18 protein-coding genes are annotated in these 21,151 nt (G+C 46.3%); 15 read left to right on the plus strand and 3 right to left on the minus strand.

Features of this window, described 5'->3' with window-relative positions; all coding sequences use genetic code 11:
* Positions 1-4 precede the first annotated feature (4 nt).
* The 4 genes from cobA to WKT17_RS13195 are packed head-to-tail and all read left to right on the plus strand — an operon-like array spanning position 5 to position 5,534.
* Positions 5-1,522, plus strand: a complete 1,518-nt coding sequence (gene cobA, locus WKT17_RS13180) for a uroporphyrinogen-III C-methyltransferase (RefSeq protein WP_291683240.1) — start codon at positions 5-7, stop codon at positions 1,520-1,522.
* 20 nt (positions 1,523-1,542) lie between these two features.
* A complete protein-coding gene (gene hemB / locus WKT17_RS13185) occupies positions 1,543-2,529 on the plus strand; it encodes a porphobilinogen synthase (protein ID WP_291683241.1) in 987 nt (328 codons plus the stop codon).
* The gene (gene hemL, locus WKT17_RS13190; RefSeq protein WP_173749592.1) at positions 2,529-3,803 is read left to right on the plus strand and encodes a glutamate-1-semialdehyde 2,1-aminomutase; all 1,275 of its coding nucleotides are present in this window, start codon (positions 2,529-2,531) and stop codon (positions 3,801-3,803) included. Before hemB ends, hemL begins: the two co-directional genes overlap by 1 nt.
* Positions 3,804-3,821: 18 nt before the next feature.
* Positions 3,822-5,534: a MutS-related protein gene (locus tag WKT17_RS13195; RefSeq protein ID WP_291683242.1), complete on the plus strand. Its 1,713-nt coding sequence runs from the start codon at positions 3,822-3,824 to the stop codon at positions 5,532-5,534.
* A 327-nt stretch (positions 5,535-5,861) separates the two neighbouring features.
* On the opposite strand, the gene WKT17_RS13200 is transcribed toward WKT17_RS13195, so the two are convergent.
* Both WKT17_RS13200 and WKT17_RS13205 read right to left on the minus strand, forming a co-directional pair.
* Complete coding sequence (locus WKT17_RS13200) at positions 5,862-6,095, minus strand: chorion class high-cysteine HCB protein 13 (RefSeq protein WP_173749590.1); 234 nt, start codon at positions 6,093-6,095, stop codon at positions 5,862-5,864.
* A 76-nt stretch (positions 6,096-6,171) separates the two neighbouring features.
* A complete protein-coding gene (locus tag WKT17_RS13205) occupies positions 6,172-7,866 on the minus strand; it encodes a S8 family peptidase (RefSeq protein WP_291683243.1) in 1,695 nt (564 codons plus the stop codon).
* A 133-nt stretch (positions 7,867-7,999) separates the two neighbouring features.
* On the opposite strand from WKT17_RS13205, the gene WKT17_RS13210 reads away from it, so the two are divergent.
* From WKT17_RS13210 to WKT17_RS13225, 4 genes are all read left to right on the plus strand, one after another.
* Positions 8,000-8,836: a S8 family peptidase gene (locus WKT17_RS13210; RefSeq protein ID WP_173749588.1), complete on the plus strand. Its 837-nt coding sequence runs from the start codon at positions 8,000-8,002 to the stop codon at positions 8,834-8,836.
* Between the two features lie 94 nt (positions 8,837-8,930).
* Positions 8,931-10,319, plus strand: a complete 1,389-nt coding sequence (locus WKT17_RS13215) for a 2-isopropylmalate synthase (RefSeq protein WP_291683244.1) — start codon at positions 8,931-8,933, stop codon at positions 10,317-10,319.
* Positions 10,320-10,338: 19 nt separating this feature from the next.
* Positions 10,339-11,004, plus strand: coding sequence for a GntR family transcriptional regulator (locus WKT17_RS13220; RefSeq protein ID WP_173749586.1), 666 nt, complete (start codon positions 10,339-10,341; stop codon positions 11,002-11,004).
* A gap of 21 nt (positions 11,005-11,025) precedes the next feature.
* Positions 11,026-12,234, plus strand: coding sequence for an NADP-dependent isocitrate dehydrogenase (locus tag WKT17_RS13225; protein WP_173749585.1), 1,209 nt, complete (start codon positions 11,026-11,028; stop codon positions 12,232-12,234).
* Positions 12,235-12,277: 43 nt separating this feature from the next.
* Here the strand turns inward: WKT17_RS13225 and abc-f are convergent, their stop codons facing one another.
* Complete coding sequence (abc-f, locus tag WKT17_RS13230) at positions 12,278-14,188, minus strand: ribosomal protection-like ABC-F family protein (protein ID WP_173749584.1); 1,911 nt, start codon at positions 14,186-14,188, stop codon at positions 12,278-12,280.
* A gap of 164 nt (positions 14,189-14,352) precedes the next feature.
* On the opposite strand from abc-f, the gene WKT17_RS13235 reads away from it, so the two are divergent.
* The 7 genes from WKT17_RS13235 (at position 14,353) to WKT17_RS13265 (ending at position 21,129) form a co-directional block, all read left to right on the plus strand.
* Entirely contained in the window at positions 14,353-15,000 is a 648-nt protein-coding gene (locus WKT17_RS13235) for a redox-sensing transcriptional repressor Rex (protein ID WP_173749583.1), read from the plus strand.
* An 83-nt stretch (positions 15,001-15,083) separates the two neighbouring features.
* Positions 15,084-16,562: an NAD(P)H-hydrate dehydratase gene (locus tag WKT17_RS13240; protein WP_291683245.1), complete on the plus strand. Its 1,479-nt coding sequence runs from the start codon at positions 15,084-15,086 to the stop codon at positions 16,560-16,562.
* Positions 16,563-16,580: 18 nt separating this feature from the next.
* A complete protein-coding gene (gene alr / locus WKT17_RS13245) occupies positions 16,581-17,729 on the plus strand; it encodes an alanine racemase (RefSeq protein WP_173749581.1) in 1,149 nt (382 codons plus the stop codon).
* A gap of 41 nt (positions 17,730-17,770) precedes the next feature.
* Positions 17,771-18,160 carry a type II toxin-antitoxin system PemK/MazF family toxin gene (locus tag WKT17_RS13250; RefSeq protein WP_180211134.1) on the plus strand — a complete coding sequence of 130 codons (390 nt, stop codon included), beginning with the start codon at positions 17,771-17,773 and terminating at the stop codon, positions 18,158-18,160.
* A gap of 123 nt (positions 18,161-18,283) precedes the next feature.
* Positions 18,284-19,675, plus strand: a complete 1,392-nt coding sequence (locus tag WKT17_RS13255) for a hemolysin family protein (protein ID WP_173749580.1) — start codon at positions 18,284-18,286, stop codon at positions 19,673-19,675.
* Positions 19,645-20,373: a YebC/PmpR family DNA-binding transcriptional regulator gene (locus tag WKT17_RS13260; protein WP_173749579.1), complete on the plus strand. Its 729-nt coding sequence runs from the start codon at positions 19,645-19,647 to the stop codon at positions 20,371-20,373. The genes WKT17_RS13255 and WKT17_RS13260 overlap by 31 nt, the downstream gene beginning before the upstream one ends.
* 54 nt (positions 20,374-20,427) lie before the next feature.
* Positions 20,428-21,129: a ClpP family protease gene (locus tag WKT17_RS13265; protein WP_173749578.1), complete on the plus strand. Its 702-nt coding sequence runs from the start codon at positions 20,428-20,430 to the stop codon at positions 21,127-21,129.
* Positions 21,130-21,151: the final 22 nt, after the last annotated feature.

Below are 21,151 nucleotides of genomic sequence, written 5' to 3' on the forward strand. Positions count from 1 at the left end.
TAACATGAGTACAGGAAAAGTCTGGCTGGTAGGAGCGGGACCGGGAGATGCGGGGCTCTTTACCATAAAAGGAATGGAAACACTGCAGCAGGCAGAGGTGGTGGTTTACGACAGTCTGGTGGGACAGGAAATTCTCTCCCGGATACCGGAGAGCGCCCGCTGTATCAATGTGGGAAAACGGGCTTCTCATCACACTATGCCCCAGGAACAGATTAATCAGGTATTGGTAGAAGAAGCAAAGAAAGGACACCGTGTGGTGCGCTTAAAAGGCGGAGATCCCTTCCTTTTCGGACGGGGCGGGGAAGAACTGGAACTGCTGGTGAAAGAGGGGATTCCCTACGAAGTAGTTCCGGGTGTGACTTCTCCCATTGCCGTGCCGGCTTACAATGGAATTCCTGTGACACACCGGGACTTTACCTCTTCGGTGCACATTATTACGGGACATAAGAAGCAGGGAGCGGCTTATGATATTGATTTTGACGCACTGGTACGGACAAAGGGAACTCTGGTCTTTTTAATGGGAGTCAGCGCGCTTTCTGATATCTGCCAGTCCCTTTTGCAGGCAGGTATGGATCAGGATATGCCTGCGGCGATTTTGCAGAAAGGAACTACAGCAGGTCAGAAAAGAATTGTGGCAACGGTTTCCACATTGGAGGAAGAAGTTAAGAAACAGGGCATTGAGACCCCTGCTATTATTGTAGTGGGAAAGGTCTGTGCTCTGGCCAAAGAGTTTGCCTGGCATGAAAAGCTGCCTCTTTCCGGGTATAAGGTTATGGTTACAAGGCCAAGAGATTTGATTTCCTCTATGGCTTCCAGGCTGCGGCTTTTGGGGGCGGAAGTTCTGGAACTTCCGGCTATCCGCACAGAACCTTTAAAAGACCAGACGCTGCTTTATAAAGCCCTAAAAGCAGTGGATACTTACCAGTGGGTTGTATTTACCAGCCCTACCGGAGTGCGGATTTTCTTTGAGGAATTGTTAAAATCCGCCACTGACATTCGGAAACTGGCGCACTTGAAAGTTGCCGCCATTGGAAAAGGGACGAAAAAAGCTTTAGAAGAAAAGGGCTTTTTTGCTGATTATATGCCGGAGGTTTTCGACGGAGAGGCTCTTGGAAGGGGGCTCTGTGAGCTTTGTGAGGGAACGGAGAAAATTCTGCTTCCCCGTGCAAAAATGTGCAATCAGGAAATCCTTGCAGAGCTTGCCAAAAAGCCGGGGATTCTGGTAGATGACATTTCCATTTACGATACGTTCTATGAGACCAGAGATTTGCTTGACCGCAAAAAAGAATTTGAAACAGGAAGCATTGACTGTGCGGTCTTTACCAGCGCGTCTACGGTGCGGGGCTTTAGAGAAGCCACACCGGGACTGGATTATACCAAAGTGCGGGCAGCCTGCATTGGCAGACAGACCCAGGCTGAGGCAGCGGATCTTGGCATGGAAACGTATATGGCCCGGGAAGCGTCTATTGACAGCCTTCTTACTCTGGTAATACAATTAAAAGGAAAAACAGCCCGCAAGTAAGGCAGAAGGAGTTGGAAATTATGGATATGAACATCAGGCCAAGAAGATTAAGAGGCAGCGAAATTATGCGGAAAATGGTCAGAGAGACACGAATAGACAAAAGTTCTCTGATTTATCCGATTTTTGTAAAAGAAGGCACGGGAATCAAGGAAGAAATTGCCACTATGCCGGGTCAGTACCGTTACAGCGTTGACCGGCTTTCGAAGGCTTTGGAGGAGCTTTTGGACGCAGGAGTCAATAAGGTAATGTTTTTTGGTATTCCTGATGTAAAGGATGAGGTGGGAAGCCAGGCATATGCCAGCGATGGTATTGTGCAGAAGGCTTTAGAGAAGGCAAAAGCAGAATTTCAGGGCGATATGTACCTGATTACCGATGTGTGTATGTGCGAATACACTTCTCACGGACACTGCGGCGTCCTCTGCGGACATGAAGTAGAAAATGATAAAACTCTGGAACTTCTGGCAAAAACCGCCCTTTCCCATGTACAGGCAGGCGCGGATATGGTGGCGCCCTCTGATATGATGGATGGAAGAGTACGGGCTATCCGCAGTCTTTTGGACAGGAATGGACACAAGGAAATTCCCATTATGTCTTATGCGGTGAAATACGCCTCTGCTTTTTACGGTCCTTTCCGTGACGCGGCAGGTTCTGCGCCGTCTTTTGGAGACAGGAAAAGCTACCAGATGGATTTTCATAACCGCAGAGAGGGGCTGAAAGAAGCCCTTCTGGATGTGGAAGAGGGCGCGGATATTCTTATGGTGAAGCCTGCCATGTCTTATCTGGATATGGTACGGGAGGTAAAGGACCGGACCCAGATTCCGGTGGCTGCTTACTCAGTCAGCGGAGAATATGCCATGGTAAAAGCCGGGGCAAAACTTGGCTACATTGAGGAAGACCGGATTATCTGTGAGATGGCAGCCAGTGCATACCGGGCAGGCACAGACATTTATCTCACTTATTTTGCAAAAGAAATTGCCAGATTTATAGAGGAAGGAAGAATCGGATAATGACAAAATCAGAAGAATTATTTCAAAGAGCAGTAAAGAGAATTCCGGGGGGCGTCAACAGCCCGGTACGGGCCTATGGCTCTGTAACGGAAGCCCCACGCTTTATTCAGGGAGCAGTGGGCTGTAAAATTTTTGATGTGGACGGAAACGAATACATTGACTACATTGATTCCTGGGGACCTATGATTTTAGGACACAACAATGAGCAGATTAAGGAAGCGGTTATCCGCGCCAGTGAAAACGGTCTGAGTTTTGGCTGTGCTACGGAAAAAGAAGTGGAAATGGCGGAATTTATCTGTGAGAGAATTCCTCATGTAGAGATGATTCGCATGGTAAACTCCGGCACTGAGGCAGTCATGAGCGCTCTGCGCGTGGCAAGAGGCTATACGGGAAAATCCAAAATCATTAAATTTGCCGGCTGTTATCATGGGCATACAGACGCTATGCTGGTAAGTGCCGGAAGCGGTGTGATGACCAGTGGAGTACCGGACAGCGCCGGTGTGCCAAAGGGCTGCACCCAGGACACCATGATTGCGGTTTACAATGATTTAAACAGTGTAGAGCAGCTTTTGGTGGAAAGCAAGGATCAGGTAGCGGCTGTGATTGTAGAGCCGGTAGGGGCCAACATGGGTGTAGTTCCTCCAAAGGAAGGCTTTTTGCAGGGTCTGCGGGATTTGTGCGACAAGCACGGGGCACTGCTGATCTTCGATGAGGTTATTACGGGATTCCGTCTCAGCTTTGCCGGAGCAGCCGGATATTTCGGAATTACCCCGGACCTGGTGACTTACGGTAAGATTATCGGTGCAGGTATGCCTGTAGGGGCTTACGGCGGAAGAAAAGAGATTATGGAAATGGTGGCGCCGGCAGGCCCGGTATATCAGGCAGGGACTTTAAGCGGAAACCCCATTGCTATGGCAGCGGGACTTGTCCAGTTAAAAATCCTCTGGGACGACCAGGATATTTATAAACGCCTGCATCAGAAAGGAGAATTGCTTTTTGACGGTATCCGAAACATTTTCCGTGAAAAGAATGTGCCATACCAGGTGAATTCCGTGTCCTCCCTGGGCTGTATCTTCTTTGCCAAAGAGCCGGTAACGGATTATGCTTCTGCAAAAGCCTCAGATACCAAAGCCTTTTCCGATTATTTCCAGTATATGTTAAACCACGGGGTACATATGGCGCCATCTCAGTTTGAAGCCATGTTCCTTTCAGATGCCCATACGGAGACAGACATTCAGGAAACCCTGCAGCTTTTGCAGCAGTATTTCGCATAAGGAGGCAGGCAAAGCCCTATGGATAGCAATCTTTCAAACCTTGTTTTTCTGCTGCTGTTTTTTCTGGCTGCATCGATATTGATTCTCGTGCAGAATCGTTCCAACCAAAAGAGGTTTTTAGCGCGGATAAAAAATTCCTGGGGACAAATTCCTCCAAAGGAATACACCTACGAGGAACTGGAGCATATTGCCCAGTTCTTCCGACAGCGTGAAAAAAACGGCTTTTACATTGATGACATTACCTGGAATGACCTGGATATGGACCGTATCTTTATACTCATCAATCAGAGCTGTTCCCCTGTAGGGGCGGAATGTCTCTATGATCTTTTGCGGAAACCGGTTTTTGAGGAAAAAGAGTTAAAGGAAAGGCAGCGGCTCATAGAGTTTTTCCGCAGTCATCAGGAAGAACGGCAGAAGCTGCAAATGCTTTTGGCCAGTATCCGAAGACCGGGAAATGTGGGGATTTTTGAAGCTGTTCATGTGACAAGAGAAGTTACGGTTCAGGGAAAAACGGGACAGGTGCTCTGCTTGGGGGCATTTTTGCTGTCGCTGCTGTTTTTTGTCTTAAAGCCGAATCCGGGGGTGCTGGTTTTTCTGCTTGTCTGCCTTGTAAATATCGGAACTTATTGGGGCAAAAAGGGAGAAATTGACGCTTATCTCACCAGTTTCGGCTGTGTACTTCAGCTTCTTGAGGCCCAGAAGAAGCTGGAAAAAGCAGGGATTCACCAGCTAAAAGAGTATGAGGAGCAGGGAAAACAGTATAAAAAGCAGCTTTCCGGCTTTCGAAAGGGAGCATTTTGGGTAACGGAGCGCAGCAGTACGGCAGGAGGCGGATTAGGAGGACTTTTTATGGACTATATCCGCATGATGACCCATATCGACTTGATTAAATTTCACGATATGATGCACAGCATGCAGGAGCATATGACAGAAATCGAAGGACTGATTTCTCTGTTCGGATATCTGGAAAGTATGATTTCCATTGCGTCTTTCCGGGAAATTCTGCCTTATTACAGCCTGCCCCAGTTTCTTTCCGAGGACAGGGCCCGAATGGAAACAGAAGATTTGTATCATCCTTTGATTTCCCATCCGGTATCCAACAGTATTTCTGCCCAGGGCGGAATTTTAGTCACAGGCTCCAACGCTTCCGGAAAGTCTACGTTTTTGAAAAATGTTGCCATTAATGCCATTCTGGCTCAGACGGTTTACACCTGCACAGCTTCTTCTTACCGTGCCCCATATTTTAAGGTGATGACTTCTATGGCGCTGCGGGACGATTTGGAAAGCGGAGAGAGCTATTTCATCGTGGAAATCCGTTCTTTGAAGCGGATTCTGGATGAGGCGGACCGGGACGGAAATCTGCTCTGTATCATTGACGAGGTGCTGCGGGGAACCAATACCATAGAGCGCATTGCCGCCTCCTCTGAAATTCTGTGGAGTATTTGCAGAAGCCATGTGCTGTCTTTTGCAGCTACCCATGATATTGAATTGTCTTACATACTGCAAAACCGCTATAAAAACTATCATTTTGAGGAAGAAGTGGGAGAAGATGACGTGGTCTTTAACTATCTTCTGAAAGAAGGGCGTGTGACCACCCGAAATGCCATTCGCCTTCTGGATATGATGAAATATGACCGGAAACTGACCCAAAGGGCCCGCCGTGCGGTGGAACATTTTGAGCAGGAAGGAGTATGGGAGAACATCGAAGATTCGGTTGATAAATGTCGATAAATAAAAGAAAATAAAACACGAATTCTGACAATTTTTCTTGACACAGAGCACAAATATTGTCATAATAGAAGTGTCGAAAGGCCTTACAGCCTTCTAAATCATGTCGACTTTTCTCAATTTCGTTATCAGCATTAAGCTGTAACTTCAAGATTTCACATTCGCTGAAGGAAGAAAGAAAAGCCGGAATGTACAAAAGACGGTTCCATTCTTCTCCTCTGCAGCGGCAGATGTGTCTTGTATGTTACGCATTACATACTCTCTTACGGGGATGCCAAAAGGCATCCCCGTTTTCTGTTTTGTCAGGTTCGGACAAATACTGCCGGGCTTTTAGCAGAATCCGTGTCCGTTGCCGCAGCACAGAAGCAGGATAAGCAGAAGCAGACAGCTGTTGTCGCCATTGCCGCAGCCACATCCGTCATTGTTGAAACCGTTGCCGCAGAAAGCCAGCAGAATCAGAATCCAAACGATACAGTTACAGTCTCCGAAACCTCTTCCTGTCATATTACCTCCGCAGTTGTCATCACATCCGCAGCCACAGTTTGTAGCAGCCAAATCACTCATGTTTGTTCCTCCAAATATTTTGTTTACAATTTCATACTATGCCGGGAATAAAAAATGGTGCTGAAAAATTTTATTTTCAGGAAAGAATAAAGGAGGAGAACACCTGATAGATATTTAAAGTTCCATATCCCCATTCCCGGTTGGGGTAGAGTTTGTCGCCGGTTCGTCCGGCGCCTCGTATGAGCAGGGCCTTTAGTTCTGAGTTGTTGAAAATTCTGGGCGGCGTCCGTCCCATGCCCCATTCGATAAGCAGGGCACAGCCTCCGGCTGTGATGGCAGCAGCAGCAGAGGTTCCGGTGATGGTGGAGTAGCGGTCTTTCGGAGCAGGAGCCAGAATATTTACGCCGGGGGCTGTGATATCCGGTTTAATCTGTCCGGTACGGGTAAAGCCTCTGCTGGAATTTAAAAGCAGGCTGTTGTTGTAGGCGTTGTAAGCCGCTGTGGTAATCACGGAAGAGGCTGCAGCAGGGACAGTAAGAGTGGTATCCGGATTGGGACGCAGAAATTTCACATCGGGATTGGAAAAGCCGGTAATGGGCAGCCACATATGGTAATCTCCGCTGTTGAAGCTGCTGGTGTAGACACGGATTTTCCAGGGGCCGGGGGTAGGATTGGAAAACCGAATAAAAATCAGCTGCTGTCCGGAAAGCGTCTGTACAATCTCAGAGGTGACAAAAATCCTGGTTTCTTCCAGAATAAAAGAAATCTTTTCACTGTAGCTGATACGGGGAGGGATTTTGGGTATGACTTCGCCAAGGGGTGATTCAAAGCCAACTGCATATAATTCCGGCGGCTGTCCCCACAATTCTACACAGAATCCCTGGGTATCCGGTTCCACCAGAATCTCAACAGCGTCGAATTGGTCAGAGCTTACGGCAGTACCGTAGTAATGATGGCCCTTCCCAGCCTCGTTTCCTGCTGCCACTACTGCATGAAGTCCACGGTAATTGTCTGTAATGGACAGCATGAAATCCAGCGGAGAGGTGCCGGAATGGGAACCTTGATTGGACCCCACTCCAATGCAGATAACCACCGGTTTTTTCAGTTCGTCTGCCAGCCGCACCAGATAGCGGATACCCATCATAATATCCGAGGACTGGTAGGCCGGTGCCTCTCCTGTAACATAGAACAGTTCTTTTAAATAATTCTTCGCTTCTTTTAACTTCACCATGGCAATCATGGCTTCCGGAGCCGCGCCGATAAAATCGTCTTCTGCCAGTTCACTGCCGGCTGCAATACCTGCCAGTTGGGTTCCATGTCCGTTTTCATCCTGGCTTGGTACAATCTGGAAAGGGTTCTGAGCTTTCAGGGCCTGTTCAATATCTTCTCTGGTGTAACCGCTTCCGTACTGCAAATCATAAGGCGGCGTACCGCTTTGGATGGTCTGATCCCAGATACCGTAAATCCGGCTGGAGCCGTCTTTTTGGCGAAAGGCCTTATGCGTGTAGGATATCCCGGTGTCGATAAAACCCAGCAGCACATCCCGGCCTTTCAGATTCAGTACCGGCTGATTTTGTACTGCAGTAATACCGGAAGCATCCAGAGACACGCTGTTTAGAAGTGTAAACAATTTGGGAACCGTATTATAAAAGAAGCCGTAATCATAATAATTCTGAAAAAATTCTTCAGCCAGAGGGTAGTGGATGATGCCGTAATATTCGTTGAAGATTCTTGCCCCATATTCCTTATAGTCTTCCAGAAACCCCGTATACACCGGCAAAATCAGGTCTGCATATTCCTCTGACAGAATCATCTCTTTTACAGAAGGCATAAAAACTCCTGAAATTCGTTTTTCTTAAATCTATGAAAAAGAAAAGAAAAACTTGACTGGAATCTGTGCACAGTATCACTGGTTTACCGACATAGAATAAGATAATAAAAAGGAAAAAGGCAGGTGAAAGAAAATGGCATATGTGCTTCCTACCGGAAGGGGTGTAACGGCAGCAGTGCTGGATACCGGCGCCTGCCCTCACAGGGATTTTGACAGCCGGATTCTGGCTTTTGAGGATTTCGTCCATGGCCGTTCTCTTCCCTATGATGATAATGGACACGGCACACATGTACTGGGGATTCTGGGCGGCAGCGGGAGAGCGTCCAACGGAAAATTCCGCGGCGCAGCCCCCGGCTGCGGTCTGATTCCTCTAAAGGTACTGGATAAAAATGGAAACGGAAGTCAGGAAACCGTTATCGAAGCCATGCAGTGGATTTTAAAATACCGTGAAAAATATCATATCCGCATTGTAAATATTTCTGTGGGAACTACCAGCAGGGAGGGGCATGAACAACTGATTGAGGCTGTGGAGGAGGCTTGGGACGCGGGATTGATTGTGGTGGCAGCAGCAGGAAATCAGGGACCGGGGCAGGGCAGTGTCACCGCCCCCGGCTGCAGCCGGAAGATTATTACGGTAGGCTCCTCGGATATGATAGTCCATAATCTGGGACTTTCCGGACGGGGACCTACCAAAGACTGTGTAAGCAAACCGGATATTGTAGCGCCAGGCAATGCAGTAACCTCTTGTGCTAATTTCCCTGCAGCCTTTCCCTATACAGTAAAAAGTGGCACCTCCATGTCCACGCCTCTGGTTTCCGGCGGGATTGCCCTCTTTTTGGAACTGCACCCGGAATCTACCAATCTGGACATCAAAAAACGGCTCAGAAGCACTGCCATAGATTTGGGCTACCCTCACAACCTGCAGGGATGGGGACTTTTCCGACTGAAAAATTTTCTGGAGGGAAAATGAAAAACAGACTTGACATTCCGATTGTGATTGTATACAATGATACAAATGCTTTATTAATGCATAGTATTAAGTCGATAAACAAGGAGTGAGTACCATGATAAACAGAGCTGTCAGAATGAATTATCACACAAATTTACTGGAACTGGAAGAACACATGTATCCCCTGGTGGATGTAGAAACTCCCAATGTGTTCCATAACCTGTTTCCCTATTCTGAAGTTCCCAAAATTGCGTTCAATGACCGTATTGTTCCCCATCATATGCCGGATGATATCTGGATTACAGATACGACCTTCCGGGACGGTCAGCAGTCCAGAGCTCCCTATACCGCAGAGCAGATTGTGCGCATTTACGAGTATCTTCATCGTCTGGGCGGTCCGAACGGAAAAATCCGCCAGAGTGAATTTTTTCTTTACAGTAAAAAAGACCGGGACGCGGTAGATAAATGTATGGAAAAAGGGTATTCATTCCCGGAAATTACCGGCTGGATTCGGGCCAGTAAAAAGGATTTTGAACTGGTAAAAGAACTGGGATTAAAGGAATGTGGAATTCTGGTGAGCTGTTCAGACTACCATATTTTTTACAAAATGAAAATGACACGGCGAGAGGCCATGGAACATTACCTCAGTGTTATCCGGGACTGTCTGGAAATCGGTATCAGCCCCAGATGCCACCTGGAAGATATTACGAGGGCTGATATCTACGGCTATGTAATTCCTTTCTGCATGGAGCTGACGAGACTTATGGAAGAATATTCCATTCCCATTAAGGTTCGCTGCTGTGATACCATGGGCTACGGGGTCAATTATCCCGGCGCTGTGATACCGCGTTCTATTCCCGGTATCATTTACGGAATTATGACGCATGCCGGTTTTCCTTCGGAACTCATTGAGTTTCATGGGCACAATGACTTTTACAAAGCCGTGAGCAATTCCACTACAGCCTGGCTGTACGGCGCCAGCGGAGTAAACTGTTCTCTTTTTGGCATCGGGGAGCGGACAGGAAATACGCCGCTTGAGGCCATGGTTTTTGAGTATGCCCAGTTAAAAGGTACTTTAGACGGCATGGACACCACCGTCATTACCGAACTGGCTGAATATTACGAAAAGGAATTGGGATACCACATTCCGCCTCAGACACCTTTTGTAGGTTCTTCCTTTAATGTGACGAGAGCCGGAATTCATGCAGATGGCCTCTTGAAAAATGAAGAGATTTATAATATCTTTGATACAGAGAAATTTTTAAAGAAAGCACCTCAGGTAGCTGTTTCCAATACTTCCGGCCTGGCTGGCATTGCCCACTGGATAAACAACCATTTCCACCTGACCGGAGAAAAGCAGATTGACAAAAACAGTGAACTGGCTGTGATGGTAAAGGCCTGGGTGGATAAACAATATGAAGAAGGAAGAGTCACAGTTCTTACAGACGAAGAACTTCTGGCAGTGATCGCCGAAAGCTGCAACTGTCTGCAGATGGAACTGTGATAAGAAGGTGTAAAGCAATATGGCAGCAATATCTTTAAGAGGAAAAGTATTTGACAAAATCCGGGAGGATATTTTAAAAGGCAGGTATAAAAAGGGCGACGAGCTGGTGGAATGTACCATTGGAAAGGAACTGGGGGTCAGCCGTACGCCTGTCCGGGAGGCTATCCGCCAGCTGGAACTGGAAGGACTGGTACAGCTGATACCAAATAAAGGAGCCTTTGTCACCGGAATTTCCTCAAAAGACGTTATGGATATGTATCAAATCCGGGCAAAGCTGGAAGGACTGTGTGCAGCCATGGCGGCAGAGAACATTACCAAAGAACAGTTGGAAGAAATGGAAGAGGCGGTATATCTATCAGATTTCCACGCAGACAAGGGCAATTACGAACAGGTCTGCCAGCAGGACGGCAGGTTTCATCAGCTTTTATATCAGGCATCAGGAAGCCGGATTCTGGCGCATACCCTTTCCGATTTTCACGAATATCTGCAGAGAGTCCGAATGGCTTCTGTGAAGTTCCGTATGCGCGCCCGCCCTTCAAACAGCGAACACAAAACCATTTTAGAAGCCATTCGGACAAAAGATACAAAAAGGGCCGAGGAGGCTGCTTATCTGCATATCCGCAACACCATGGAAAACCTGAAGAATTTTGATATGGAAAAAGTTTTAAGGGAAGAAATCAAATAAGAGAAAAGGAGCGTAACCACTATGGGAAAAATAGCAATGACCACACCTTTGGTAGAAATGGATGGAGATGAAATGACCCGAATCCTCTGGAAAATCATCAAAGAGGAATTACTGGAGCCTTTTGTGGATTTGAAAACCGAGTATTATGACTTGGGCCTTACATACCGCAATGAAACCAATGACGCGGTAACAGTAGACGCAGCAAACGCAGTGAAAAAATACAAGGTTGGGGTAAAATGCGCGACGATTACCCCTAATGCAGCCCGTATGGAAGAATATCACTTAAAAGAAATGTACAAAAGTCCCAACGGAACCATTCGTTCTATGCTGGACGGCACTGTGTTCCGCGCGCCCATCGTTGTAAAAGGCATTGAACCCTGTGTGAAAAACTGGAAGAAGCCTATTACCCTGGCCAGACATGCCTATGGGGATGTGTACAAGAATACAGAAATGCGGATACCGGGCCCCGGCAAGGCAGAACTGGTCTTTACTGCTCAGGACGGCACCGAAACCCGGCAGATGATTCACGAATTTAAGGGCGCAGGTGTGCTGCAGGGTATGCACAATCTGGACGAGTCTATCGAAAGTTTTGCCAGAAGTTGTTTCTCTTATGCCCTGGATACTCAGCAGGATTTGTGGTTTGCCACTAAGGATACCATTTCCAAACAGTATGACCACACCTTTAAAGATATTTTCCAGGAAATCTATGATACTGAATATAAAGAAGCCTTTGAAAAAACAGGACTGACTTATTTCTATACCCTCATAGACGACGCAGTAGCCAGAGTGATGAAAGCAGAAGGCGGTTTTATCTGGGCCTGCAAAAATTATGACGGAGATGTTATGAGTGACATGGTTTCCTCTGCCTTTGGTTCTCTGGCTATGATGACTTCTGTGCTGGTATCGCCCAAGGGATATTTTGAATATGAGGCAGCGCACGGCACAGTACAGCGCCATTATTACAGACACTTAAAAGGGGAAGAAACCTCTACCAACTCGGTGGCAACGATTTTTGCCTGGAGCGGAGCTCTTAGAAAAAGAGGAGAACTGGATGACAACACGAAACTGCAGCATTTTGCAGACAAACTGGAAGCAGCTACAGTAAACGTCATTGAAAGCGGAAGAATGACCAAAGATTTGGCGCTGATTACCAGTATTCCTGCCCCTACGGTTTTGAACAGCCGGGACTTTATCTGTGAAATCCGAAAAGAGCTGGAAGCTGCACTTTAAATCTGCCTCTTTACGAAAAATTTTGAAAAATGGGAAGAGCCGCTTATTCAGCCAGCTCTTCCCATTTTTCATACAGCTTTTCCAGTTTTTCGGCAATTTCTGCCTTTTCTTTGGAAAGGCGGACACATTCTGCCACATTAGTGGCCACCTCCGGATTTGCCATTTCCTCATCAATTTCACTGTCTCTTTGCTCCAGTTCTTCAATGGCCTTTTCCGTTTTCTTTAAATCATTTTCCCGTTTCCGAAGACGGGCCTGCTCCTCTTTTTGCTGCTTCCAATCCATTTTCGTGGCAGATACGGTTTCTGTGTAAACTTCTTCCCGGACTTCGGGGGCATAGATGTCAGTCAGTTCTTCCTTTTTTTCCAGATAATAATCGTAATTGCCGATATAGTTTACCAGTTTGTGATTGGTCAAGTCCAGAATCCTGGTGGCTGTTTTATTGATAAAATAACGGTCATGGGACACATAGAGCACGGTACCTTCATAGTTATTTAAGGCTTCCTCCAGGATTTCTTTGGAAGTAATATCCAGATGGTTGGTAGGCTCATCCAGAATCAGGAAGTTGGCCTGGGAAAGCATAAGTTTGGCTAAAGACACACGCCCCCGTTCCCCGCCGCTTAAAGCAGAAATCGGCTTAAACACATCATCTCCGGTAAAGAGAAAGGCGGCCAGCAGGTTGCGGATTTCCGTATTCGTCAGCTTTGGATAATCATCGGAAATTTCCTCAAAAATGGTTTTCTCCATGTGGAGTACATGGTGTTCCTGGTCGTAGTATCCGATATGTACTTTGCTGCCCAGGCGGAAGCTGCCGTTGTCCGCAGGAATCACCTGATTTAAAATTTTTAAAATCGTGGTTTTTCCCGTCCCGTTGCTTCCGATAATAGCCACCCGCTCACCCCGCTTAATCTGAAAGTTTAAATCCTCAAAAAGCGGGAGAGAGGGAAAGGACTTGGTAAGGTGTTCTACAGTCAGCACATCGTTGCCGCTTATCACCCGAGGCTTTAAAGTAATCCGCATGGAATCGTCCACTTCCACAGGCTTTTCCAATACTTCTATTTTATCCAGCATTTTTTCCCGGCTTTCTGCCCGCCGTATGGATTTTTCCCGGTTAAAAGACTTTAATTTGGCAATGACGGCTTCCTGGTGTTTGATTTCCTGCTGCTGGTTTAAGTAAGCCTGATACGCGGCTCTTCGAAGCATAGCCTTTTTTTCACTGTAGGCGCTGTAGTTTCCTGTAAAAGACGTAACTTTTGTATTGTCAATTTCCACAATTTTCGTGGCGACCTTATCCAGGAAATAGCGGTCATGGGATACAATAAAGACAGCCCCCGGATAGTTCAAAAGATAGGTTTCCAGCCACGCAATGGAATCCATGTCCAAATGGTTGGTAGGCTCGTCCAGAAGGATGATATCCGGCTTGGATAAAAGAAGACGGCCAAGGGCCACACGGGTTTTCTGTCCCCCGGAAAGTGTGGAAATCATTTTGCCGAAATCTTCCTCTGCAAAGCCAAGTCCCTTTAAGACTCCGGTCAGTTCACTTTTGTAGGCATACCCGTTTTCCAGTTCAAACTCATGGGTCAGACGGGAATAGGCCTCCATAATCTTGTTCAATTCTTCTCCCTGGGTGTATTTCATCTCTTTCTCCAGCTGACGCATACGCACCTCCATATCCAGAATGTGCTGCTTTACCTGCAAAAGAGCGTCATAAATAGACAAGTCGCTGGTCAGCTCCTGGTGCTGAGCCAGATAGCCCATGGTTTTCCCTTTGGCTAAAATAACCTGCCCGCTGTCCGGGGGAAGTTCCCCCACAATGATTTTAAAAAGCGTGGATTTTCCTGCCCCGTTAATGCCCACCAAAGCGGCTTTTTCCCGCTCTTCAATATGGAAGCTGGCGTCTGCCAGCAGGGTAACGCCATCAAAAGATTTTTCTATATTCTGACATGCAAGTATCATGATAATTATCTCCTTTAAACTCCGTACAGCTACGAAAGCTGTCCTATTTATTATATCGAAAAATACAGGTTTGACAACAGAGAAACGAAAATTAATTGACTTTAATTTAACAATACACTATAATGGAGCGTAGAAATATGTATTTTGAATACAGGAGGGTTGTTATGGAGGGAAAATCCATTTCAAAGGCAGTAATTAAAAGACTACCCCGATATTACAGATACTTAGGTGAGCTTATAGAAGAAGGCGTAGAACGAATATCCTCCAATGAGTTAAGCGAAAAGATGCGGGTAACCGCGTCTCAGATTCGTCAGGATTTGAATAATTTCGGCGGCTTCGGGCAACAGGGCTATGGATATAATGTTCCCTATTTATATGATGAAATCGGAAAAATTTTGGGACTGGACAAGACGTACCACATGATTATCATTGGTGCCGGTAATCTTGGACAGGCACTTGCCAACTATGTAAAATTTGAAAAAAGAGGCTTTAAAATTGTAGGTATCTTTGATGTGAATCCGGTACTGAAAGGAATTTCCATCAGAGGAAATGAAATCCGTATGATGGACGAGCTTCCAGAGTTTTTAAAAGAGCAGAATGTGGATATAGCCACGCTGACCCTGCCGAAAAACAACGCGGCAGAGACAGCTGATTTACTGGTAAAAAACGGAATTCGGGCTATCTGGAATTTTGCACATCTGGATTTGGATGTACCAGAGGATGTTATCGTAGAAAATGTACATCTTTCCGAAAGTTTAATGCGTCTGTCTTATAATCTGAATTGTTATGAAAACGAACATCCAAAAAAATAACAACGTAAAAAGCTGCTGTAAAATGTAAAAGAGATTTTGCGGCAGCCTTTTCGCTTTACGCAAGGAAAAAGGACGGGTGAAACATGGAGGAGATTGTAACCGGAAAGCAGATGAAGGAACTGGATGCCTACACCATAGAAACCATGGGAGTACCTTCTCTGGTACTTATGGAGCGGGCGGGACTGCAGGTCTTTGAGAGTATGAAAAAAGAGGGGCTTCCCCTTTCAAAAGTGCTGGTGCTGTGCGGTTCCGGAAATAACGGGGCGGACGGTGTGGTCATTGCCCGGCTTTTGTTTCTGGCAGGATATCAGGTACATGTCTGTATTTTGGGAAATCCGGAACATTTTACAAAAGAAATGAAAACGCAGATAGAAATTGGCAGAAATTATGGAATTTCCTTTGTCAAGACTTTCTGTGTACATGAATATACTACTATCGTGGATGCTCTTTTGGGTGTAGGGCTTTCCAGGGAAGTTTCGGGTCTTTACCGGGAAACCATAGAAAAACTACAGGATTTTTCAGGGAAAATCGCAGCCGTGGACATCCCTTCCGGTATTGACGCAGATACAGGAGCGGTATGGGGCTGTGCCGTCAGGGCAGACCTTACCGTTACCTTTGCCTATAAGAAAGCAGGGCTCTGCCTGTATCCCGGTGCAGCCTATGCCGGAAAACTGCTTACGGCAGATGTGGGCATTTACCGCAAAGACAAAAGGTCTCCAGAGCTTTTTGCCTGTACGGACAGGGAACTTAAAAAACTCACCAGAAAACCGGACGGCAATAAGGGCAGCTTCGGCAAGGTCTTTCTGGCCGCAGGCAGCCGGGAAATTTTCGGCGCAGCGTATCTTAGCGGACAGGCTGCTCTGCGAAGCGGCGCAGGTATGCTGAAACTCTGTACGCCAAAAGAAAACAGGGGGTTGTTTACTTGCTTCCCTGAAGCCATGCTGGCACTTTATGAGGACGCTGCGGATATGGAAAACCTGGTGAGAGAAAACCTATGCTGGGCTGATGTGGCCGGCATTGGTCCCGGTCTTGGTACTTCTCCTCAGGCGGAAAGACTTTTAGAGACTCTTTTGAAATACGCAGACAAACCGCTGGTTATTGACGCAGATGGCCTGAATCTGCTAAAGGGTAAGGAAAAGCTTTTAAAAAGCTGTAAAGCTCCGGTGATACTGACCCCTCATCTGGGAGAATTTGCCCGCATGACGGGAATCTCTGTAAAAGAATGGAAGAAAAATCCTCTGACGATTACCAAAGAAACGGCAAAGAAACTGGGTGTCCTGCTGGTGTGCAAAGATGCCAGAACGATTATCAGCCGGGGAACAGAGGAAACCTGTATCAATCTGTGCGGCAATGACGGTATGGCGACAGCCGGAAGCGGAGATGTGCTCACCGGACTGATTCTGGGGCTTCTGGCTCAGGGACTTTCTCCATGGGAGGCAGCCTGCACAGGTGTTTATCTCCATGGAAAGGCAGGAGATTTGGCAGCAGAGAAAAAGGGCAGAGCCGCTATGCTGGCGGGTGATATTTTAGAAGCTGCAGGAGAGATTCTGAAGGAACTTTAACAGGAAAGAAGGACAATTATGAAGATACAGAAAAGAATCCAGGCAAACATCAACCTGGACGCCATTGCATATAATCTGGAAAACATAAAGAAAAACCTGCAAAAAGACACACAGATTATAGCTGTGCTGAAAGCGGATGGCTATGGGCACGGTGCCATACCCCTGGCAAAAGAAATCGAATCTTATCCCTATATCTGGGGAATTGCGGTTGCGACTGTGGACGAGGGTATGGAGCTGCGCCGGGCAGGGATTCAAAAGCCCATTCTTATTTTAGGCTATACTTACGAAGAAGATTACGACCGGATTGTACAGGAGGACTTCCGTCCCACAGTATTTAAGCTGTCTATGGCCGAAAAACTGTCACAGGCTGCAAAAAAAGCCGGAAAAACTTTGAAAATACATATTAAAATTGATACCGGCATGACTCGTATCGGGTATCGCAGTCCGCAGGAGGACATTCCGGAGATTGTAAAGATTTCCAAACTTCCCGGACTTGAAGCAGAGGGAATTTTTACTCATTTTGCCAGGGCAGATGAAAACGACGTTTCTCCGGCAGCCCGCCAGTTGGAAAAGTTTCTGGCATTTCTGACAGGACTTGAAAAGGCCGGAGTCACGTTTCCTCTGCGCCACTGTTCCAACAGTGCAGGCATTATCCGGATGCCGGACGCAAATCTGGACGCGGTCCGGGCCGGAGTCATCCTCTATGGCCTGTATCCTTCTGAGGAAGTAGAGAAAGAGCCGGTGCCTTTAAAAGCGGTCATGGAGTTAAAAAGCCATATTGCATACATAAAAACCGTAGAACCGGGAGTAGAAATCAGTTATGGCGGTACTTTTACCACAACAGAGCCCACAAAAGTGGCAACCATTCCCGTAGGATATGCAGACGGATATTCCAGAGGCCTGTCAAACAAAGGCAGTGTCCTTATCCGGGGCAGACGGGCGCCTATTTTGGGCAGAGTCTGTATGGACCAGTTTATGGTGGATGTAACCCATATTCCGGAGGCAGAAGAACTGGATGAGGTAACCCTTCTGGGAAAAGACGGAGAGGATTGTATTACCATGGAAGAACTGGGGAACCTTTCCGGCAGATTCAACTATGAATTTGCCTGCTGTATCAGCAAACGTGTTCCGAGAGTTTATTATAAAAACGGACAGGTACAGGAATAAGTTTAGATAATACATGAATACACACAAAGAAACTGGGAAGAATGATAAGCAGATATGAGAAAACAAATCGGAGTGTGAAATGTGTGGTTATCAAACGCGGAGATATTTATTATGCCGACCTGCGGCCTGTAGTAGGCAGCGAACAGGGCGGAATCAGACCGGTTCTGATTATACAGAATGATATCGGAAATAAACACAGCCCCACGGTTATATGTGCGGCGATTACTTCCAGAATGAACAAGGCCAAGCTGCCTACGCATATTGAAATTGACGCAGCTTCCTATGCCATTGTCAAAGATTCCGTTATCCTGCTGGAGCAGCTTAGAACCATTGACAAAAGGCGGTTAAAAGATAAGGTATGCCACCTGGATGCGGAGATTTTGCAGAAAGTAAATCATGCTCTCTGTATCAGCCTGGAGCTTCCTACATAGCCGGACCCCTGGTTTTTATGTGCGGAAATCTTGACTAACGAAAGGGAAAATGGTATTTTATTCATGGCACGGTTAAAACATCCGTGAGAAAACGGAAGAAGAAAGAAGGAATGAAAGAGATTTATGGACGATGGGGGCAGCCCTATATGGGCTCTTACAGTTTTTATTTTATTTATTATGATAAACGGAATCCTGTACGGCTTTGGTGCGGCAGTACAGAAAATCAGTGAAAATGAATTGGAAAAGCGGACCAAAGAAGAGGGAGACAAAAAAGCACAGTGGATTTTAAAAATTATGGAAAATCCCAGCCCGATTATCCATACCATACTCACCATTGCAACGCTGCTCAGTATTATGACGGGATATACAGCTATCCATTCTATTACCCCTTATGTGTTTCGATGGCTTACGGAACTGGAGGCTTTTTGGGGAGCGGGTGTGCCGAACTGGATTTTGAAAGATACGGCGCTGATTCTGGTTGTGATTTTTTCTCTGATTGTGCTGTTGTCTTTTGGTGTGATTTCTGCCAAGAAAGTATTTAACAGCAATCCCGACGCCTGGGTATACCGAACAGCCGGAATTGTAAAATTTCTGGTGACGCTTTTTAAACCTGTGACTTTTCTGATTATGAAATTGTCCAACGTGATTGTGCGCCTTTTCGGTGTGGATCCGCATAAGCAGGAGGATGATGTGACCGAGGAAGAGATTATTTCCATGGTAGATGACGCCCACGAACAGGGCATCATCGAAGAGAGCGAAGCGGAAATGATTCAGAATATCATGGAGTTTTCTGAAACGGAGGCTCAGGATATTATGACCCATCGAAAGAATATCCATGCCATAGAGGAGAATGTTCTGTTAAAAGACGCTCTGCTTTATATGCTGGAAAACAGCAATTCCCGGTATCCCGTATACCGGGAGGACATTGACGATATTGTGGGAATCCTGCATTTAAAGGACGCTATGAAGCAGGTGACTCTGGGGCATTGTGAGTCTATGCCAATCTGTACCATCCCCAATCTCATTCGGGAGGCTGCGTATATTCCGGAAACCAGAAATATCAGTGATTTATTCCAGCGTATGCAGGCAAAAAAAATGCACATGGTGATAGTTGTGGATGAATATGGACAAACCTCCGGTATTGTTACCATGGAAGACATTCTGGAGGAAATCGTGGGAAACATTCTGGATGAATATGATGAAGAAGAACATTTTATCCAGGTGCAGACCGATGATTCTCTCGTTATGGAGGGACGCACACCCTTGGAACAGGTAGATGAGGTGCTGGATTCCGATTTTGATGAGGAAGAGTTTGATACCTTAAACGGCTTTCTGACCTCTGTGCTGGGACACGTACCCAATATGGCCGAGGACAAGGAAATCAGAACAAACGGATATTTATTTACTATCCTTGGGGTAGAAAATAATACAATACAAAAAGTTCGGGTGGAAAAGCTGCCCGAAGAAGAAAAAGGAGAAAAGAAATGTCAGGACATTCAAAATTTGCAAACATAAAGCATAAGAAAGAAAAAAATGATGCCAAAAAGGGTAAAATCTTTACTGTTATCGGAAGAGAAATCGTGGTTGCCGTAAAAGAGGGCGGCCCGGACCCGGCCAACAACAGCAAGCTGCGTGATGTTATCGCAAAGGCAAAAGCCAACAATATGCCAAACGATACCATTGAACGAGGAATTAAAAAGGCAGCCGGAGACGCTAATGCGGATAACTTTGAAGTGCTTACATACGAAGGTTACGGCCCAAGCGGTGTGGCTATTATTGTACAGACACTGACTGACAATAAAAACCGTACAGCCGGAAATGTAAGAAGCGCTTTCACAAAGGGCAGCGGAAATATCGGAACCCCCGGCTCTGTATCTTTTATGTTTGACAAAAAAGGTCAGATTATCATTGATAAAGAAGAATGCGAAATGGACGCAGACGACCTGATGATGATTGCTCTGGACGCCGGTGCGGAAGATTTTGCAGAAGAGGAAGACAGCTTTGAAGTGCTGACAGACCCGGATGAATTCAGCACAGTAAGAGAAGCCCTGGAAAAAGAAGGAATTCCTATGCTGGAAGCACAGGTTGCCATGATTCCTCAGAATTATGTCACACTGTCTGACGAACAGGATGTAAAGAATCTGCAGAAAACCCTGGATTTGCTTGATGACGATGACGATGTGACCGACGTGTGGCACAACTGGGAAGAATAAAATTTAACAAGATACACATAATACCTCCAGAAAAGAAAACTGGAGGTATTCTTAATGTCTGAGGAGAAAAAAGAAAAGCTGGAAACCGCAGAAAAGCAAAATGAGCAGATAGAAAACCTGGGAGAAGTCCTTCTGGATGAGAATCAGAAGCAGTATCATATTCAGCTTTTGTCCATTATCGGAGAGGTGGAAGGGCATGAATGTCTCCCTAATAACAGCAAAACCACAAAGTATGAGCACGTTTTGCCAAAACTGGCCATGATAGAGGACAGTCAGGAAACAGACGGCCTCTTAATCCTTTTGAACACGGTAGGCGGAGATGTGGAAGCAGGACTTGCCATTGCGGAGATGATTGCTTCCTTAAGCAAACCTACGGTTTCCCTGGTTCTGGGAGGCGGCCATTCCATCGGGGTTCCCATGGCTGTTTCTGCGGACTATTCCTTTATTGTGCCAAGCGCCACCATGGTGATTCATCCGGTGCGCAGCAGCGGTATGTTTATCGGTGTAATGCAGACTTACCGGAACATGGAAAAGATACAGGACCGTATCACAGGATTTATTGCGGCCCACTCAAAAATGAAGCAGGAGCGTATAGAAGAACTAATGCTGAATACGTCCCAGCTTGTGAAAGATGTGGGAACCATGCTGGAGGGAGAAGATGCAGTGAAAGAAGGATTGATTGATGAGACCGGAGGGATTCGGGAGGCCTTGAAAAAGCTGTATGAAATGATTGAACGTAAAAGACAAATTTCTTAATCAGAAAACTCCGAAGATTTTA

Source organism: Blautia sp. HCN-20427 (assembly GCF_037890365.1).
Taxonomy (GTDB): domain Bacteria; phylum Bacillota; class Clostridia; order Lachnospirales; family Lachnospiraceae; genus Blautia.

Excerpts from the sequence above, each read along its gene's own strand:
- WKT17_RS13260 (WP_173749579.1), top strand. The coding sequence starts at position 19,645 with ATGTCAGGACATTCAAAATTTGCAAACATAAAGCATAAGAAAGAAAAA.
- WKT17_RS13225 (WP_173749585.1), top strand. The coding sequence starts at position 11,026 with ATGGGAAAAATAGCAATGACCACACCTTTGGTAGAAATGGATGGAGAT.
- WKT17_RS13200 (WP_173749590.1), bottom strand. The coding sequence starts at position 6,095 with ATGAGTGATTTGGCTGCTACAAACTGTGGCTGCGGATGTGATGACAAC.
- WKT17_RS13220 (WP_173749586.1), top strand. The coding sequence starts at position 10,339 with ATGGCAGCAATATCTTTAAGAGGAAAAGTATTTGACAAAATCCGGGAG.
- hemB (WP_291683241.1), top strand. The coding sequence starts at position 1,543 with ATGGATATGAACATCAGGCCAAGAAGATTAAGAGGCAGCGAAATTATG.
- WKT17_RS13265 (WP_173749578.1), top strand. The coding sequence starts at position 20,428 with ATGTCTGAGGAGAAAAAAGAAAAGCTGGAAACCGCAGAAAAGCAAAAT.
- WKT17_RS13205 (WP_291683243.1), bottom strand. The coding sequence starts at position 7,866 with ATGCCTTCTGTAAAAGAGATGATTCTGTCAGAGGAATATGCAGACCTG.
- WKT17_RS13255 (WP_173749580.1), top strand. The coding sequence starts at position 18,284 with ATGGACGATGGGGGCAGCCCTATATGGGCTCTTACAGTTTTTATTTTA.
- cobA (WP_291683240.1), top strand. The coding sequence starts at position 5 with ATGAGTACAGGAAAAGTCTGGCTGGTAGGAGCGGGACCGGGAGATGCG.
- WKT17_RS13215 (WP_291683244.1), top strand. The coding sequence starts at position 8,931 with ATGATAAACAGAGCTGTCAGAATGAATTATCACACAAATTTACTGGAA.
- WKT17_RS13235 (WP_173749583.1), top strand. The coding sequence starts at position 14,353 with ATGGAGGGAAAATCCATTTCAAAGGCAGTAATTAAAAGACTACCCCGA.
- WKT17_RS13195 (WP_291683242.1), top strand. The coding sequence starts at position 3,822 with ATGGATAGCAATCTTTCAAACCTTGTTTTTCTGCTGCTGTTTTTTCTG.
- WKT17_RS13240 (WP_291683245.1), top strand. The coding sequence starts at position 15,084 with ATGGAGGAGATTGTAACCGGAAAGCAGATGAAGGAACTGGATGCCTAC.
- WKT17_RS13210 (WP_173749588.1), top strand. The coding sequence starts at position 8,000 with ATGGCATATGTGCTTCCTACCGGAAGGGGTGTAACGGCAGCAGTGCTG.
- alr (WP_173749581.1), top strand. The coding sequence starts at position 16,581 with ATGAAGATACAGAAAAGAATCCAGGCAAACATCAACCTGGACGCCATT.
- WKT17_RS13250 (WP_180211134.1), top strand. The coding sequence starts at position 17,771 with ATGATAAGCAGATATGAGAAAACAAATCGGAGTGTGAAATGTGTGGTT.
- hemL (WP_173749592.1), top strand. The coding sequence starts at position 2,529 with ATGACAAAATCAGAAGAATTATTTCAAAGAGCAGTAAAGAGAATTCCG.
- abc-f (WP_173749584.1), bottom strand. The coding sequence starts at position 14,188 with ATGATACTTGCATGTCAGAATATAGAAAAATCTTTTGATGGCGTTACC.